The organism is Desulfosarcina ovata subsp. ovata, assembly GCF_009689005.1.
In the GTDB taxonomy this organism is placed as follows: domain Bacteria; phylum Desulfobacterota; class Desulfobacteria; order Desulfobacterales; family Desulfosarcinaceae; genus Desulfosarcina; species Desulfosarcina ovata.
The window spans coordinates 3,776,634-3,793,809 of record NZ_AP021879.1 but is presented as its reverse complement, the minus strand read 5'-3'; the positions used below and the strand labels follow the sequence as shown (position 1 = coordinate 3,793,809).

Here is a 17,176-nt window from a genome sequence, read left to right as displayed (position 1 = left end):
GTACACTCGCCGGGCTCGGCCAGCCCACCTTTTTGGTAACCGCATTCGGATTCCAATATGCCGGCCAACGCTGATCCCAGGGAGGGACGGATGTTGAACCTGTCGCGGCGATTCGCGGACCTGCGTATCCGTTACAAGTTGCTGATCAGCTACTCGGCGGTATTTCTGCTTTCGCTGACCCTCGGCAGCGTGATTATGTTTTTTTTCGTCAAGGCGTCCATCCAGGCCAACATCGAGAGTGAGCTGAAAAACATCACCCAGACGATTCTGAACATGGTACGCACCTCGGCCAGTGTGTCCATCAAGAACCACCTGCGTGCCGTTGCCGAAAAAAACAGCGAGATCGCCCGGCATTTTTACAACCGGGCCCTGTCCGGTGAGATCAGCATGGCCGAGGCCCAGCGCCAGACGCGTGAGGTGATGCTCAGCCAGACCATCGGCAAGACCGGTTATATTTATTGTATCGACAGCCAGGGGGTCATCCGCATCCACCCGGAAAATGCCCTGCTGAACGTGGATCTGTCCGATTATTCCTTTATCACCGAGCAGATGGCCCGCAAGGTTGGTTATCTGGAGTACAACTGGAAGAATCCGGGCGAAACCTCCCCCCGGCCCAAAGCCCTTTACATGACCTATTTCGAGCCTTGGGACTGGATCATTTCGGTGACCTCCTACCGCAACGAATTCAGGGAGCTGGTCAATGTGGACGATTTCCGCGACAGTATTCTTTCCATCGTTTTCGGCCAGACCGGCTACTCGTATGTGTTGGACCCGAACGGCAACCTGATTGTTCACCCCTTTCTGGAGGGCAACTATTTCGATGCCACGGATGTCACCGGGCTGCGCTTCATCCAGGAAATCTGTAAACGCAAAAGCGGAAAAATCATTTACTCCTGGGCGGCTCCCGGGGAGTCGGAGGCCCGTGAAAAACTCGTCATTTTCAACTACATTCCCGAATACGAATGGATCGTCGCCTCGTCCAGTTTTCTGGAGGAGTTTTACGCCCCCTTGAGGACCATCAGCCATCTGCTTCTGGCCATGGTGGTGATCTCCTTCATCCTGGTGCTGCCGATCACCTCGCGAATCAGCTCGTCGATCACCAATCCGCTGCAGGAGCTGATGAACCGTTTCGCCTCGGGTGCCAAGGGCGATATTTCGGTGCGCCTGAAACCCCGCAGTCGGGACGAGGTGGGCACCCTGGCCACTTACTTCAATACCTTCATGGAGCAGTTGGAGGCGTACAGCGAAAGTCTCAAGACCGCTCTCGCCGAATCCCGCGAGGCCGAGCAGGAGATGGCCCGCATGCGTCACTACCTGAAGCATTTTGTGGACGCCATGCCCTCGGTGCTGGTGGGGGTGGATCGCAACGGTCGGGTGACCCAGTGGAACCGCAGTGCCGCGCGCATGACCGGCATCAATGACACCCAGGCCCTTGGTCGACCGGTAACCGGTTTGTTGCCCCTTCTGGCGCCTTATGCGGAAATGATGGATGCGGCCATCAACGAAGGACGCGCCCGCCAGGTGGAAAAGGCCTTGTGCAACTTTCGGGAGCAACCGTTTTTTGCCGATATCATGGTCTATCCCATCAAGGCCGGAACGGAGAAAGGCGCGGTCATCCGGGTCGATGACGTGACCCAGCGGGTGCATATGGAAACCATGATGGTGCAGACCGAAAAGATGATGAGTGTCGGTGGGCTGGCCGCCGGAATGGCCCACGAGATCAACAACCCCCTGGGGGGCATGCTGCAGAGCTTGCAGAACGTCATCCGGCGCTTGTCGCCGGGGCTGGCGGCCAACGAAGCCGATGCCACCGCCTGCGGGACCCGCCTGGAAACCATCCGCTGTTATCTGGAAAAACGGGAGATTTTCCGTTTTCTGGAGAATGTCCGCATCTCCGGGGAACGGGCTTCGCGCATCGTCGAAAACATGCTCAGCTTCAGCCGGCGCAGTGAATCCCATAAAACGCCGGTGGCGCTTGCCGATTTGCTGGACAAGGCGGTTGAATTGGCAGCCCACGATTATGACTTGAAAAAGAAATTTGATTTTCGTCATATTCGCATTGAGCGCCGGTACGAACCGGACCTTCCGCCGGTTCCCTGCGTCGCCACGGAAATCGAGCAGGTGATTTTCAATCTGCTGCGCAACGCGGCCCAGGCCATGGGCGAGGATGGCGGGCACCGAGAGGCGCCGTGCATCACGTTGCAGTTGCAAAGGGAGGAGGCCTTTGCGAAGATCGAGATTGCCGACAACGGCCCCGGTATGGACGAGGCCCGGCGCAAGCGTATTTTCGAACCTTTTTTCACCACCAAGGAGGTCGGCGTGGGAACCGGATTGGGCCTTTCGGTGGCCTATTTCATCGTTACCAACAATCACAACGGCTCCATGACCGCGGAGTCGGCGCCGGGAAAGGGGGCCAGTTTTATCGTCCGCCTGCCGCTGGCCGACCCGATAGAAGAGACAGCCGGAGCCACTGTCGAGGAGCGCCGCCGTGACCGTTGAGCAATCTGGAAAACGTCGTGTCCTGATCATCGACGATGAGGATATTATCCGCGACAGCGTCTCGACCTATCTCGAGGACAGCGGTTTCACTGTCGATCAGGCCGGGGATGGCGAGGAGGGCCTGGCCCGCTTTGACGCCCACCCCCCCGATGTGGTGCTGCTGGACCTGCGCATGCCGCGGATGGACGGCCTGGAGGTGCTGGAGGCGATTGCCGGACAGCTCGACCGGGTCCCCGTGATCGTGGTCACCGGTGCCGGAGTGCTTCAGGATGCCGTGGCTGCGTTGCGCCTGGGGGCGTTCGACTATGTGACCAAACCCATCGTCGATATGGCCGTGCTGGAGCACGCGGTCAACCGCGCCCTTGAGCATACCCGGCTGCTGGAGGAGAACCGACGCCACCAGGCGCATCTGGAAGACGAGATCCGTTCCCGGACCCAGGATCTGCATGCCCGTACCGAAGAACTGCTGGCGGCCAATGCGGAGTTGAAAAAGGAGATGGCTATCCGCGAAAAGACGGCCGCCGCCCTGAAACAGAGCGAAGCCCGCCTGACGGAGATCGTCTCGATTTTTGAAGGCTTCATTTACACGTGTGATGCTGGTTTCCGGCTCGATTTTGTCAATCGCAAGCTGGCTGACCATGTGGGTGCCGATGTGGCCGGCCGGATCTGCCACCTGGCGTTGTATGGCCTGGCGGAACCGTGCCCCTGGTGCCGCCATTCCGATGTGTTTGTCGGTCAGACCGCCCACACGGAGTTTTACAACGAAAAAGACGGCCGCTGGTACGACGCTGTCCAGGCGCCGGTATTCGGGGGGGAAGGGCAGGTGCGCAACCTGCAGGCAGTAGTGCTGGATATCACCGATCGCAAGGCCACCGAAGACTGGCTGCGCCAGCGGGAAGCCCAGTTGGCTGAAAAGGCCCGCCGGTTGAAGTCCAATATGCGCACCGCCAGCCGATTCGGCAATATCATCGGTAAAAGCCGCCCCATGCAAACCGTCTACGAGAACATTCTCAAGGCGGCGGAGTCCAACGCCCATGTGATCATCTATGGCGAGTCCGGCACCGGAAAGGAGATGGTGGCCAAGACGATCCATGATTTGAGCGATCGGGGCAGCCGGGATTTTGTGACCGTGCATTGCGGCGCCATTCCGGACAACCTGATCGAGAGTGAATTTTTCGGTTACCGCAAAGGGGCGTTCACCGGCGCGGACCAGGACAAGTCCGGTTACCTGGAGGCCGCCGACGGCGGTACCTTGTTCATGGACGAAGTCGGGGAGTTGAACCTATCCATGCAGGTTAAGCTGCTGCGCGCCATCGAAGGGGGGGGATATACACCCATCGGCAGCAGCAGCGTCAGGCAGGCCGATATCCGCATTGTGGCCGCCACCCACCGCAACCTGCGCAGCAGCGTGGCGTCGGGGCGGTTCCGGCGTGACTTTTATTACCGCATCCACGTCCTGCCCATCCACCTGCCCCCCTTGAGATCGCGGAAAGCGGACATTCCGTTGTTGGTCAATCACTTTGTCAGCGATTTTCCCCACGGCGACCGGCTGCCGGTGATTCCCCAGCGGATCATTGCCGCCATGCAACGGTACGACTGGCCGGGAAACGTGCGTGAGCTGCAAAATACCGTTCATCGCTACATCACCCTGGGTGAGATCGATTTTCTGGATCTGCCCCAGACGTCCGACGACAATATTGACGAGGCCGCCACCGAATCCGCCCGCCTGCCATCCATTCCCTGCAATCAGCCGCTGAGCGACGCCATCAGCGCGTTTGAAAAGGATTACATTGCCCGCCTGTTAAAGGAAAACCAGTGGCATCGCTCCCGGGTCGCCGAGTTGCTGGGCATTGACCGGCGGACCCTGTTCCGCAAGATCAAAACCCATGGGCTCTGATTGTCCCCAATTGGGACATCTTTTTCCCGATCCATTTATTCAGTGTTAATTCATATAATTGAGTCTTCTTAATGGTCGTTTGGGTCATTTTTGTCCCAAGATTTTGGCGAATTATATTCATTAACAAAACTGCTATCATTTGTTGTAAGCGGTTGCTTTGTAAGTCGATATTTTATTTTTTGATGGGTGGCACATTGCTTGCTGTATAGTTTGCCAATTCTACCCACCCCCCACTCATCAAGGAGGTCTCAATGGCAGCAGAAGGTCAAGGAAATCCAGCAGTTGTCGGTCTGGCAGGGTTCGGTTTAACCACGCTGATTCTTCAATTCCACAACCTGGGATGGTGTGGTATCGGTCCGGTTCTGGCCCTTGCGATCGCCTTTGGCGGTGGAGCACAGCTGATTGCCGGGTTCCAGGAGTTCAAATGCGGAAATAACTTTGGTTACAGCGCCTTTGTTTCCTACGGATCGTTCTGGATTGCGCTGGGCATTATCTGGATGTTGAATCACTATAAAATCTATACTCTCAGTCATACGGATGTGGGCTTCTTCCTGATCGTCTGGACCCTCTACACCGCCATCATGTGGGTCGGTGCCATGCGCATCCATGGCGCCATGGCGTCCACTTTCACCTTGCTGCTGATCGGGTTTATCGGCCTCGACCTGGCTCACTTCGGCTTTCCGGGACTGACCAAACCGACGGCCGTGGTGTTGATTCTGTGTGCTCTGAACGCCTGGTACATGATGGCCGCGGCCATTTACGCCCAGGTTTTCGGCAAGCCGATGCTGCCGCTGGGCAAGCCGTGGATCGACACCGCTCCCGAACCGGTCGGCAGCCTGGCCGAAGAGTCGGCCTGATCATCCATCGATCCATCCGTGTTTAAGATAGTGAAAGGAAACATTTATGACCACACCATATGAAACCGCCTATGCGGAATCGATCAACGATCCGGAATCCTTCTGGGCCAAGGCTGCCGAAGATTGCCATTGGTACAAGAAGTGGGACAAAGTGCTGGACGACAGCAACAAACCGTTTTACCGCTGGTTTGCCGGTGGTGAACTGAATACCTGCTACAACGCCCTGGACCTGCATGTGGAAAACGGCCGTGGTGACCAGCCGGCCATGATTTACGACAGCCCGGTCACCGATACCGTCAAAACCTATACCTACCGGGAACTGCGCGACGAAGTTGCCAAATTTGCCGATGTGCTGGCCAGCCAGGGTGTCGGCAAGGGGGACCGGGTCATCGTCTACATGCCCATGATTCCCGAGGCCGCCATGGCCATGCTGGCCTGCGCCCGCATTGGCGCGATCCATTCGGTGGTCTTCGGGGGGTTTGCCGCCAAGGAGCTGGCCACCCGGATCAACGATGCCAAACCCAAGGTCATTGTCTCGGCCTCCTGCGGTATTGAAGGCAAAAAAGTGATTGCCTACAAACCGCTGCTGGACAAAGCGATCGAAATTGCCGATTTCAAGCCCGAATCGTGTATTGTCTATCAGCGCCCCATGACCACGGCCGAGTTGATTGCCGGGCGGGATGTGGACTGGGCCGACGCCATGGCCTCGGCGACACCGGCGGAATGTGTGCCGGTGGCAGCCACCGATCCGCTGTATATCCTCTACACCTCGGGCACCACCGGCCAGCCCAAGGGCGTGGTTCGCGACAACGGCGGCCACCTGGTGGCCCTGAAATGGACCATGAAGGCCATTTACGACATCGATGCCGGCGATGTCTTCTGGGCCGCCTCCGATGTGGGTTGGGTGGTCGGCCACTCCTACATCGTCTACGCGCCGCTGTTCAAAGGGGCCACGACCATTCTTTTCGAGGGCAAGCCGGTGGGCACCCCCGATGCCGGCGTCTTCTGGCGCATTATCTCCCAGCACAAGGTCAAATCCCAGTTCACGGCACCCACGGCGTTCCGGGCCATCAAGCGCGAGGATCCCAACGCCGAACTGATGAAAAACTATGACCTGTCCAACTTCAAGATCCTTTTCCTGGCCGGGGAGCGCTCCGATCCGGATACGATCCAGTGGTCGGAAAGGAACCTCAAGGTTCCGGTCATCGATCACTGGTGGCAGACGGAAACCGGCTGGGCCATCGCGGCCAACTGCATGGGGTTGCACCACTATCCGGTAAAATACGGCTCTCCGACCAAGGCCGTTCCCGGCTGGGATCTGCAGGTGGTCGATGCCAATTGCAAGCCAGTGGCTCCCGGTGAGATCGGTGCCCTGGTAGTGAAGCTGCCCCTGCCGCCGGGGACCCTGCCTACCCTGTGGCAGAACGACGACCGTTTTATCGAATCGTACCTCGACGAGTTTCCAGGATACTACAAGACCGCCGATGCCGGCTATATCGACGAAGAAGGCTATGCCTACATCATGGCACGGACCGACGACATCATCAACGTGGCCGGGCATCGCCTCTCCACCGGCGCCATGGAAGAGGTCCTGGCGGACCATCCGGATGTGGCCGAATGCGCGGTGCTGGGGGTAGAAGATAAACTCAAGGGCCAGATTCCCATCGGCTTTCTGGTACTCAATGCCGGTGTCCAACGCTCCAATGACGGGATCATCAAGGAGGTGGTTCAGATGGTGCGTGACCGCATCGGGCCGGTGGCCGCCTTCAAGACTGCCACAGTGGTCAAGCGGCTGCCCAAGACCCGTTCCGGCAAGATCCTGCGGGGTACGATCCAGAAGATTGCCGATAACAAGGAATATGGGGTGCCCGCCACCATCGACGATCCGACCACGCTGGGTGAAATGGAAGAGGCCCTCAAAGGGATCGGTTACGCCAGTTCAAGAATCGCATAGCGGTCATTCGTATAAACCATTTAACGCCGGGGCGTGGTTGAACGCCGCCCCGGCGTTGTTGTATGGAAAAAGTTCGACACCGGTTTGAAACGCAAAGTCGACGCGCAGGGGAATAAATCGTGTCTGTCCGGAAATCGGCCAATTGGGTGTTTATGGATGCCCACGAAATAGGGCTTGCGCCAACACCGGTTCTTATTTTATTGGATGATTTCATTACCAGTGAATATGATGCTTTGCTTTGGTCAACTACCCGATGTTTTTTTTTGCAAGACCTTGGCTCCTGACACCGCCCCCATACGGGTCCTGGTTTAAAAGGCTGCATCTGTCGTTTGGCCCTGCGGACCGATGGGGGAATAGCTGTTCTGCCCAGTATCGACGGAGGTTGCCCCATGGACTTGTTTGCCTGTCGCCGTTTTTTCCTGTTGGTTGCCACGTCCCTGTTTGTTTTCCTGTCACCAATATCTTTTGCCACGGCTACGGATCTGTTGCTGTTTGTCACCAAACAGGGCGATACGATCACGGTCAGGGCGGTTTCCCCATTTGACACCCTCGAATATACGATTGATTCCGAGGCGGGGCTTATTGACAAGCTGGAGCAGATCTACGACCGGATTGAACGGCGGCCGGAGAAAACCGGGACCCTGGACAAGGTGGGCGCTTTTTTTGATCAGCAGTACCGCAGTGTTCGGGAGGCCATTCCATTCTGGAAAGAGAATTCCGAAGAAGACCGAGCCATGGATGAATCGACAGACCAAGACGCCCTGACGCCGCTGCTGGCCGCAGCCGGCAACCTTCTTCTGACCCCGGTTGCCCCGCTGTTGGCCATCAGCAGCCGGGTCGGATTCGTGGTCGACGAAGAATGCCTCTACTATCCATTTGACGCCCTGCATGTGGACGGGGTACCGCTTTTTCTCAAGAAGCCGGTTTTTTATGCGTTGACCGAACCGTCACCGACCTCCGTCAAGGCATCCATTGGCTGGCGGGGGCTGGTCGTGGCCAATGCGGAAACGGATCCCCAAAAGGGGATCGACACAGTCTATGGCTGCTTTCCCGAATCGTTGCGCCTGGACGCCGACACGGTTCGTCCGGAAACGATGGTGGCGCTTCAACCCGTAGATTTCATCCTGGTCAGTGCTGATGGGGGCATCGATGGTCTTCAGTTGAAACACCTGGTGCTGAAACCGAATACGCTGTCGGCGCTTGCGCCGAAGCTGGTTTACTTGGACTGCAATTTGTACGGCATTAATCTCAATTTCATTCGGCAGTTCCACAAAAGTGGGGTAGGTGTTTACGTGGCGCCCATCTTCAGCCGTTTGAACGGTTCGGTGTCCGCCCAGACCATGATCCGTTTTTTCCGTGCCCTGAAAAACGGCGACCGGCCCGCTCAGGCATTGCTCCTGGCCCGCAAAACCCTTTACGACAGCCAACGCCTCGATAATGAAAATGAGGTAACGGCGCTGCGTAGCGCATTTCCCTTCCGGGTTTATCAGCTCAACTGAAGCGTGCGCCTCCCTCCTTCCGGCCTTCGGGCATCCCACCATAAAGTTTTGAGATTTCATGTCGATGTATAACCGTGATAACCAGCGATCGGCTTCTGATGAAAACATCGATACACCCCCGTGTGACCAACGCAGCCGCTTTTGGGTTGAACTGGAAGGTAAAGAGGAATGACGGCGCAACAGACATTGTTCAAGAAAATTTCAACCTTTAAACACCTACCGACACTTCCCCATGTCCTGTTGAAACTGATCGAAGCGTGTAATCAGGAAAATCCGGATATGAACAAGATCGGGCAGATCGTCAGCAAGGATCCGGCCCTGAGCGGCAAGATCATGCAGTTGGTCAATTCGGCTGCTTTCGGTCTTTCGCAAAAGGTTGAGACCATCAACCAGGCCGTGGTCATTCTCGGGACCAGCGGCGTGAAAAATATCGTTTTCTGTGCCTGTGTCTATGATGCCTTTCCCAAACCCAAGTTGAGCAGTGTCTTCAGCCTGAAAAAATTCTGGTGGCATTCGCTGCGCTGTGCCTTTTTATCCCGGCATATGGCCGAGGCCTGGGGCCTTTGCAACCCGGATGAGGCGTTTCTCGCCGGCCTCCTGCATGATATCGGCAGGGCGGTGCTGTGGGTGAATTTCAAGTCGCCTTATGAGGTGATGCTGGAGGCTTGCGGTGATGATACCCAGCAATTGCTGGCACAGGAAGACCTGATGGGCGCGACTCACGCCGAGGTGGGCGCATTTTTGCTGAAACGCTGGCGGTTGGCCCCGTTTATCATCGACTGTGTGCGTTATCATCACCAGCCACCGGAGCAGATTGCCCAGGCCCTGACCATGGTTCAGGTCGTTTATGTGGCCAATCTGCTTTGCCAGGATACGGCTGTCGACACGAATGCCGGTGCAGCCATCGTTAATCATTTTTTCAGCCGGGAGGCTCACGAGTGCCAGACCCTGATAGCCGGCGCCGAGCAGGAAGCCCGGGAAACTGCCGTCTCGCTGGATATTGAGGTCGACGCCATGGATGTGGATGACGTAACTATGAACGATCAGATGGCTCAGGATCGCCTGGCCGGCGAAGTCCGGCAGTTTTCCCTGACCATCGGCACCCTTGAGGGATTTCTCACCGCTAAGGACCAGAGCAGTATCATGCGCTGTGTTGCCGATGGCCTTAAGATTCTGTTTGATGTCAAACGGGTCCTTTTTTTTCTCATGGATGAGAAGAAAAACGCACTGATCGGCTATCTGGCTGAAAAATCGGGTCGCTATGTCAAACAGCCCATGCTGGCCATTTCCCTAAAAATGACCGGTAGCCTGCTGGTCAACGCGTTCGTCAAGCGATGCCCGATGAACACGTTCAACCCGGAACCCGGCAAGACACCGGCCATTGTCGACCAGCAACTTATCCAACTGCTCGGCGGAGAAGGCATATATGGTTTCCCCCTGGTCGCTCAGGAGGATGCGGTTGGGATCCTGGCGCTGGGCCTTGACGGGGACGGGATGCGGCATCTTACGGAGAACCACAAGTTGCTGCACCTGCTGGCCCATAAGGGGGCTTTGGCCTTGCGGCTGGATCAGCTCCGAAAACAGACATTGCCGAGGATTCATGCTTCGCGAATGGACGCCACAACCGATCTGGCCAGACGGGTGGTCCACGAAATCAACAACCCGCTGGGTGTTATTAAAAATTATCTGAAAGTGATGGACATGAAAATGGCCGATACCGGTATCGACCACGAGGAGATCCGGATTATCGGCGAGGAAATCTCCCGGGTTGGACGTCTGCTTAACAAATTGACCGCTTTTTCCAAAACCGACGCGCCGGTAACGGCGCGGGTCGATGTCGAGCGTCTGCTGGCGGACATGCTCAAACTGATCGGGGAGACCTTAGGGGACTCGGATATCCGTTTTGCCACCGATATCGAACCGAATCTGCCGGTCATTGAAGCTGACTCGGACGGACTCAAGCAGGTTTTCCTGAATCTCATCAAAAATGCCGCCGAAGCCATGCCGGCAAGCGGCGGCCGGATAGCGATCCGCGCCCGCCATCTGGCGCTTCCACTGGGTGGGAAATCATCACGGTTCGGCGATGTTGCCGGCGGCCATGTGGAAATTGTTGTCAGCGATAACGGCCCGGGGATCCCGGAGGCGATCCGGGAAAAGCCGTTCGACCCCTATGTAACCACCAAAAGCGGTGATCATGCCGGGCTGGGGCTTTCGGTCGCTCATCGTATTATCCAGTCACTGAATGGTACCATCACCTGTGAAAGCGTACCGGGTCAAGGCACAACTTTTACCATCGATTTGCCGGTCCACCCGGGTGGGTAGCCGGTGGTTTGCGGCGCGCGGGTCGCAACGCGACCCAGGGTAACCGCATTTAGAGCCCGGATTAGAAAAATTTGGTCGCAGGCATGGCCAGCTCTTACAGAAAACGGTGTAGAACCAAACGATTGGTACGCGTAGGAGCGGGCCATGCCCGCGAAAAAACAAAAATCAATCCAAATGCGGTCACCCTGCAACCCGACCGACCGATCTTTGCCAGAAATCGCCAGCCTTATTCCGGATAGAGTTCCGGATAGAGTTTCCGTGCGCAATCGGGGCAGATGCCGTGGCTGAACTCGGCATCGGAATGGGTCTCGATGTAGGCTTCAATCTCGGTCCAGTACCCATTGTCGTCACGGATTCTTTTGCACGCGGCGCAGATGGGCAGCATACCGCTGAGATGCTTGACCCTGGCAAGGGCATTTTTCAGTTTTTCCACTTCCCAGATCCAGTCGCTGGTCCGTTCGACCAGGTTGCGAAATTTTTCCTGGTTGGCTTCCAACTCCAGCTGGGGAGTCATATCGTGCAGCAGGGCGACCCCATAGTTCAGGCCGCCAATGGTATACGGCACCGTCTCCACCCGTTTCCAGGCCGTGAAGGGGTGACCGGTGGCATCGGTCATTTCAACTTTGCCCTGCCATGGCAGGCCGGTGTCGAGGACCGTTTTGATTTCCCTATCGAAGAAAGGGGCGGCGTCACCGGATTCCGCTGAGGCCGGCACCGGCTGCCGGGGATTCATCAGCCGGTGGTAGGCCACATTGGTATAAATTACCCGGCCCTGGTGGTCGCCGATCACTATCGCTTCGGGGGAAGCGGCCACGACTCGTTTGAACAGGGACAACTCACGCTGGTGTTTCTGGCGATCAAGGACCCGATTGACTGAATTCAGCAGGTCATCGGCTTCAAACGGTTTTTTCAAATAATCGGTGGCCCCTTTTTTCAGGGCCGTAATGGCATCATCCGCTGCATGGCAACCGGTAACGACGATTACCTGGGTGTCCAGCGCCCTTTCCTGAAGATGGTCCATCACGGCGAAACCGCTTTGATCGCCAAGCTTGAGGTCCAGGAGAACCAGATCGTAGTCGATGGCCAGAAGGGTGTTCAGCGCGTCGACCAGATTTTGACTCGTATTGACTTCGAAACCATAATATCCCAATAAATATCTTATACTTTCACACATCTCGGGGTCATCTTCGACCACCAGTATTTTTGAATCGGTAAGTGTCGGCATATGATGTTGAGTCCTGTTTGCTGGCTAGGAGGAGCAGGCGTGATCGCTGTAAAAAGAAAATCCTTATCCATTGTCGACCATGGGAAAATGAAATTGTAATTTGGTTGATGGGGCTGTGGGAATGGCTACACAACAAAAAATTATAAATTAAAATAGATAGATACTACAAGAACGGATTCGATTCAATGCCAAATATAAAAATCCAAGTGTCAATTGAAGGATCCAATCATCAGATAGATGCCCATCTCGGCTACGGAGTCGGCGTTTCCTGATGTTGCTGTGGGAACATTGGCCACCGGAATTCCCTGCCGTGCCGCCGCGGCGATGTCGACCCCTTCCCCGGGATCATCGTCGGGCAGCGGCGGGGGCGGATGGTAGCTGGCCGGCGTTTCAATCTTTTTTCGGCGGAACTCCATTTTGGGGCGCGGCCGAGGAATCCGTTTGCGGACGTTCGGTTGCCGGCGATTGGGGCGGTTTTGCCGGCGTTTCCGCTGAATCGGCGCCGGTCGCCGGTGTTTTCGTGGCGGGCGTCTCTTCGGGGGCCTGCGGAACCGGTTGCCGTTGATCGATTTGCGGCCGGCGCGATGATTTCCGGATCAATTCCGTTTCCAGTTTTACCGCCGCCTCTTCCAGGCTGGGAGCCATGACCACGGCGTCGTCCAGGGCCATGATGAGCCGTTTCAATTGCGGGATCTTGAGCGGTCCGTCCTCTTGCAGGTAGACCGGCTGGATATAAAGCAGCGATCCTCCCATGGGCTCGATGATCATTTTTCCCAGAATGACCTGGGACCCCTCCTGGTTCCACAACGTGAACTGCGCAGAGATGACGATATCCTGGTTGATGACCGAATTGATTTGTGCCGGGCCGTACACATGCTTGTCCTGGGGGAACCGGTAGACGAATATTTTGCCGTAGTTGTCACCATCGCTGCCGGCGATCATCAGGGCCCGCAGGTTGTCGCGGCCGAAGGGGGAGAGCGGCATGAAGAGCAGAAAATCCTCCTCTCCCGATTTGATCAGATCCAGGGTCAGGTAATAGGGATTGGCCGGCACCAGGCGGCGGCCCTGGGGCATTTTGGAGAATTCCCAGATGTCTTCCTGACGGTAAAAGCGTTCCGGATCCTCTTGATGATATTTGGCGTATACCGCCACCTGGGTGTGAAAGATGTCGTTGGGATAGCGGATGTGCTTGCACAACTCTGCCGGCATCTGATCCAGTGGTTTGAAAACCCCCGGATACATCCGCTGGTAGGCTTTGATGATGGGGTCACGGGTATCGGCAACATAGTAGGTGGCAGTTCCGTTATAGGCGTCGGTGACGATTTTAACGGAATTGCGGATGTAGTTGAATCCGTCTTCCAGCGGCGCGACCATGGGATAGTTGTCTGCCGTGGTGTAGGCGTCCTGGATCCAGAACAGCCCTTCATCGGTCGTGACGATATACGGGTCGGCATCCAGCTTGAGGAACGGGGTCAGATGCCGGATTTGCTCGACGATGTTGCGGCGGAAAAGGATCCGGCTCTGCCGGTTGGTTTTGGTCGTGAAAAAAATGTTGCGGTCCTTGAAATAGTCGGCCAGCACCAGTTTCCGCAGGAGTGAGTGGATGGGCACGCCACCGGTGCCCGTGTAATTGACCATGGCTTCTCCATCGTCCAGCGGGTAGCCGATCTCTCCGGCGTCGTTGGGTGCCAGCACATAGGGTTTGTCCCCCAGACCGTAATAGATGGAGGACCGTTTGATAGTCAATCCATAATCCGACTTGGGCGGAACATCCTTGATAAACCAGGTCATGAATTCGTCCCCGGCCTGGGCGGCCGGAATCATGGCCACGCCCCGGCCGTGGGTGTATTGCAGGTGGGTATTGATCCAGTTCTGCGCCGAGGCGGGCAGTTTGCCCAGCTCGATTTCCCTGGGTCCCAAATAGACCTGGCGGTAACTGCCTTCCACGGTGTAGCGGTCCACGTCGATGGTGGAGAATCCATAATAGGTGCGGATTCCCTGAATTTCCTCAAAGACGTTGCCCAGCATTTCCCGGTCCCACACGGGAATGTTCTGAAGCCGGCGGATCAGGTCGGGATCATCGGCCTTGAATGCGTTTTTGTCCCGGGGTTTGAAATCGAGCGTCGTGACATCGTCAAGGCCGAAGGCCGCCAGGGTCGAGCGGACATTGGCCGCAATATAATCGCGTTCGCGAATGATCTGATTGGGGGCCACGATGTAGGTGCGAATCTGGTCGGCGAAGAAATCGGCGTTTTTCGCGGTCACGCTGAGCAGGAAGAGCAGGCCGAAGATGGCCACGACTTTCCACCCCCGTCGCCGATTGGCGCTGTAGATCAGCGCAATGCCCGTCGTCGCCAGAAAAAGGACTGACAACCAGATAAACGGCAGAATGACACGCATCTCCACATATCCGGGGCCGTAGAACACGGGCTGGTTGGCCGTTTCATAAAGCAGGTCGTAGCGTTCCAGCAGGAATCCCCAGCACAGGATACCCACGATCACGGCGCCGAGAATACTGATATGGATCCGGGCGCCCCGGGGCAGGGCCTGATCCTTGGCGGTGAGCAGACGATGCTCGTACCAGTACAGGAAAACAATTCCCAGGAAGAGTACGACCGATACCAGCAGAATTTCCTTCTGGATCAGATGATAGACCGGCAGGGAAAAGAAATAGAAGCTGATGTCCTTGCCGAACAGCGGATCGGTCATGCCACTGGGGGCGCCGAAAAGAAACAGCAATGCCTTTTCCCAGTTGAGAAACATGGGCACGGCAACCGGCAGCGCCATGATCACCGAGACCGGCAGGTACATCCGCTGCATGCTCTCGTGCAGGCGTTTGACCAGATCGCGTTTGTCCCGGTTGGACTCCCTATCGGCGAAACCGATAAAACGGGATGCGATCCAGAAATTGAAGAAAAAAATGGCGAAGAAAACGATGGTGAAAAAGACAAATACAAGATATCGGTGAACGATCCGCAGGAAGAAGTAGAGGGTCATATGCTGGGATTGGAACCACCACCAGTCCACGAGAAAATTGACGAAGGAAAATTTCAGGAGAACCATCGTCAGGATGATGGCCACGAGAACCGTTAGAGCAATCAGGACCCATTTTTTCCAAGTTTTCATCAACGATCCGCCTTTCTTGTAACCTGTTAAAAGGAACTGTTAAAATGGGACGATGCAAAATCGATATCGTTAAATATGTTCATTTTGTGTACAATGGCAACAGGCACCTTTGACAATGCGGTGTGGTCCGTTGATATTCACCCCCAATCCCGGGAGGCAAGACCATGGAGAAGAAAGTCCTCATTGCCGTCGATGATTCGCGGCACTCGGAAAATGCCCTGCGCTATGCCGCTGAACTCCGTGGCACCGTGCAGGAAATGAAATTTGTCCTGTTCCATGTCGAACCCACCATCTCTCAATATCTGCTGGATGAAGCCAGAACAAAACCCGGTGCCAATGCCGAGCTGCAGTCGCTGATGCGCAAAAGCCACGAGAAGGCCCGCGCCATGCTCGGCCGCTACCAGGAGCTGATGGTCTCCCTGGGCGTGCCGGAAGAGAGTATTGCGCAGATTTCGCTGCCCAGGAAATTTGGCGTCGGCAAAGATGTTTTGGAGTACGGCACGGCCCTGGTATACGATGCCATCATCGTCGGCCGGCGTGGCATCTCGGGCCTGACCGAGGTGTTCATGGGCAGTGTCAGTACCAACATCGTGGATAATTCACAACTGATTCCGGTCTGGCTGGTTGACGGGAAGGCCCCTTCCGGTTCGGTGATGATGGCCGTGGACGGATCGGAAAGCTCCCTGCGCGCGGTCGACCACCTGGCCTTCATCCTGGGGGGTAACCCCGAAATCTCGATCTCTTTTTTTCATGTGGCTCCGCGACTGGCCGATTTTTGCCCCATCGACTTCTCCGAGAAGAATACCTCGAATCTCGAAGCGGTAATTCAGAAGGGTGACAAGGCGTGCATCGATCGATTTTTTGCCCGTGCATTGAAAATGCTCGGCGATGCCGGTATCTCCGAAAGTCAGGTGCGGGTCGACGTCCGCAAGGGGGGCTTCCGAATCGGCAAGGCGATTGTCGAGGCATTCGTCAAAGGGCGTTTCGGTACCCTGGTGGTCGGCCGGCGGGGCATGGGAAAACAGTACTTTACCGGTAGTGTGAGTCGCTTTCTGGTCAATCAGTTTTCCGATGGGGCATTGTGGGTGGTTCCCTAGACTATAAAAAGAGGAATATCAGCCACATGATGATTGTCGGGAGAGCGGCGGCCAGAAGGATGCCCCCCGGCGAGACCTCTTCGTCAAAATGAGACTTGAGAATGCTCAGGCCGGCAGGATTGGGCGCGTTGGCGATGACGGTCAGGCCACCGCCGACGACGGCACCGGCCACCACCGAATATTTCATCCCATCCGAGAAGTCCGGTACCAGGGTGCTTAAAAAGGTGATCGCCGCATTGTCATTAAATGCCGTTAAAACGGTGGCACCGAGCATCAGCGGGATTTTGCTCAGGTTGCTGAGTACCGGTTCGATCCACCAGCCCTGCAGGCCACCGTGAATGACCAGGCCGCCGAGAAAAAAGCCGACCAGCAGGGGCGGTTTCAGGTCGATGCGGTTCTGGTAGGGGGCGCTCACCTGGGCGAACCCCAGGAAGAAGAGAATTCCGGGAATAAAAAAGGCCGGGTAATGGGCGTTGATGATGGTCCAACCCATGAACGCGATGTGTACCAGGGTTACCCATGCAGGAACCGGGTCGTCCCGCCGGTCCCAGTCCGGATCGATGAACGGGGGGCGTTCTTCCCGCGGCAACAGGCCGGGAAGGCTGCGGCGCATGCGGCGCAGTTGTATTTCGCGGTTGCGTTCCTCGAAGGCCCGACGGACCTGTGCTGGGTCGATCTCCTTACCCTTGAGATCCGCCAT

11 protein-coding genes are annotated in these 17,176 nt (G+C 56.5%); 7 read left to right on the top strand and 4 right to left on the bottom strand.

Annotated features, from left to right (window positions below):
• Positions 1-57: 57 nt before the first annotated feature.
• The 6 genes from GN112_RS16765 (at position 58) to GN112_RS16740 (ending at position 11,028) form a co-directional block, all read left to right on the top strand.
• Entirely contained in the window at positions 58-2,499 is a 2,442-nt protein-coding gene (locus GN112_RS16765; RefSeq protein WP_155311264.1) for a cache domain-containing protein, read from the top strand.
• Positions 2,489-4,396, top strand: a complete 1,908-nt coding sequence (locus tag GN112_RS16760; RefSeq protein WP_155311263.1) for a sigma 54-interacting transcriptional regulator — start codon at positions 2,489-2,491, stop codon at positions 4,394-4,396. Before GN112_RS16765 ends, GN112_RS16760 begins: the two co-directional genes overlap by 11 nt.
• 251 nt (positions 4,397-4,647) lie before the next feature.
• Positions 4,648-5,253: an acetate uptake transporter gene (locus tag GN112_RS16755; RefSeq protein ID WP_155311262.1), complete on the top strand. Its 606-nt coding sequence runs from the start codon at positions 4,648-4,650 to the stop codon at positions 5,251-5,253.
• A 46-nt stretch (positions 5,254-5,299) separates the two neighbouring features.
• Complete coding sequence (locus tag GN112_RS16750; RefSeq protein ID WP_155311261.1) at positions 5,300-7,207, top strand: propionyl-CoA synthetase; 1,908 nt, start codon at positions 5,300-5,302, stop codon at positions 7,205-7,207.
• Positions 7,208-7,596: 389 nt separating this feature from the next.
• Positions 7,597-8,706, top strand: a complete 1,110-nt coding sequence (locus tag GN112_RS16745) for a hypothetical protein (RefSeq protein WP_155311260.1) — start codon at positions 7,597-7,599, stop codon at positions 8,704-8,706.
• Between the two features lie 168 nt (positions 8,707-8,874).
• Positions 8,875-11,028 (top strand): HDOD domain-containing protein, encoded by a 2,154-nt coding sequence (locus GN112_RS16740; RefSeq protein ID WP_155311259.1) that lies wholly within the window; start codon positions 8,875-8,877, stop codon positions 11,026-11,028.
• A 226-nt stretch (positions 11,029-11,254) separates the two neighbouring features.
• Here GN112_RS16740 and GN112_RS16735 read toward each other — a convergent pair whose 3' ends face one another.
• From GN112_RS16735 to GN112_RS16725, 3 genes are all read right to left on the bottom strand, one after another.
• Positions 11,255-12,253: a response regulator gene (locus tag GN112_RS16735; protein WP_155311258.1), complete on the bottom strand. Its 999-nt coding sequence runs from the start codon at positions 12,251-12,253 to the stop codon at positions 11,255-11,257.
• A 209-nt stretch (positions 12,254-12,462) separates the two neighbouring features.
• Positions 12,463-12,669 carry a hypothetical protein gene (locus tag GN112_RS33995; protein WP_197743336.1) on the bottom strand — a complete coding sequence of 69 codons (207 nt, stop codon included), beginning with the start codon at positions 12,667-12,669 and terminating at the stop codon, positions 12,463-12,465.
• A complete protein-coding gene (locus GN112_RS16725) occupies positions 12,644-15,379 on the bottom strand; it encodes a UPF0182 family protein (protein ID WP_155311257.1) in 2,736 nt (911 codons plus the stop codon). Before GN112_RS16725 ends, GN112_RS33995 begins: the two co-directional genes overlap by 26 nt.
• 164 nt (positions 15,380-15,543) lie before the next feature.
• Here GN112_RS16725 and GN112_RS16720 point away from each other — a divergent pair, with 164 nt between their 5' ends.
• Complete coding sequence (locus GN112_RS16720) at positions 15,544-16,476, top strand: universal stress protein (RefSeq protein WP_155311256.1); 933 nt, start codon at positions 15,544-15,546, stop codon at positions 16,474-16,476.
• Between the two features lies 1 nt (position 16,477).
• Here the strand turns inward: GN112_RS16720 and GN112_RS16715 are convergent, their stop codons facing one another.
• Complete coding sequence (locus GN112_RS16715) at positions 16,478-17,176, bottom strand: putative Na+/H+ antiporter (protein WP_231717044.1); 699 nt, start codon at positions 17,174-17,176, stop codon at positions 16,478-16,480.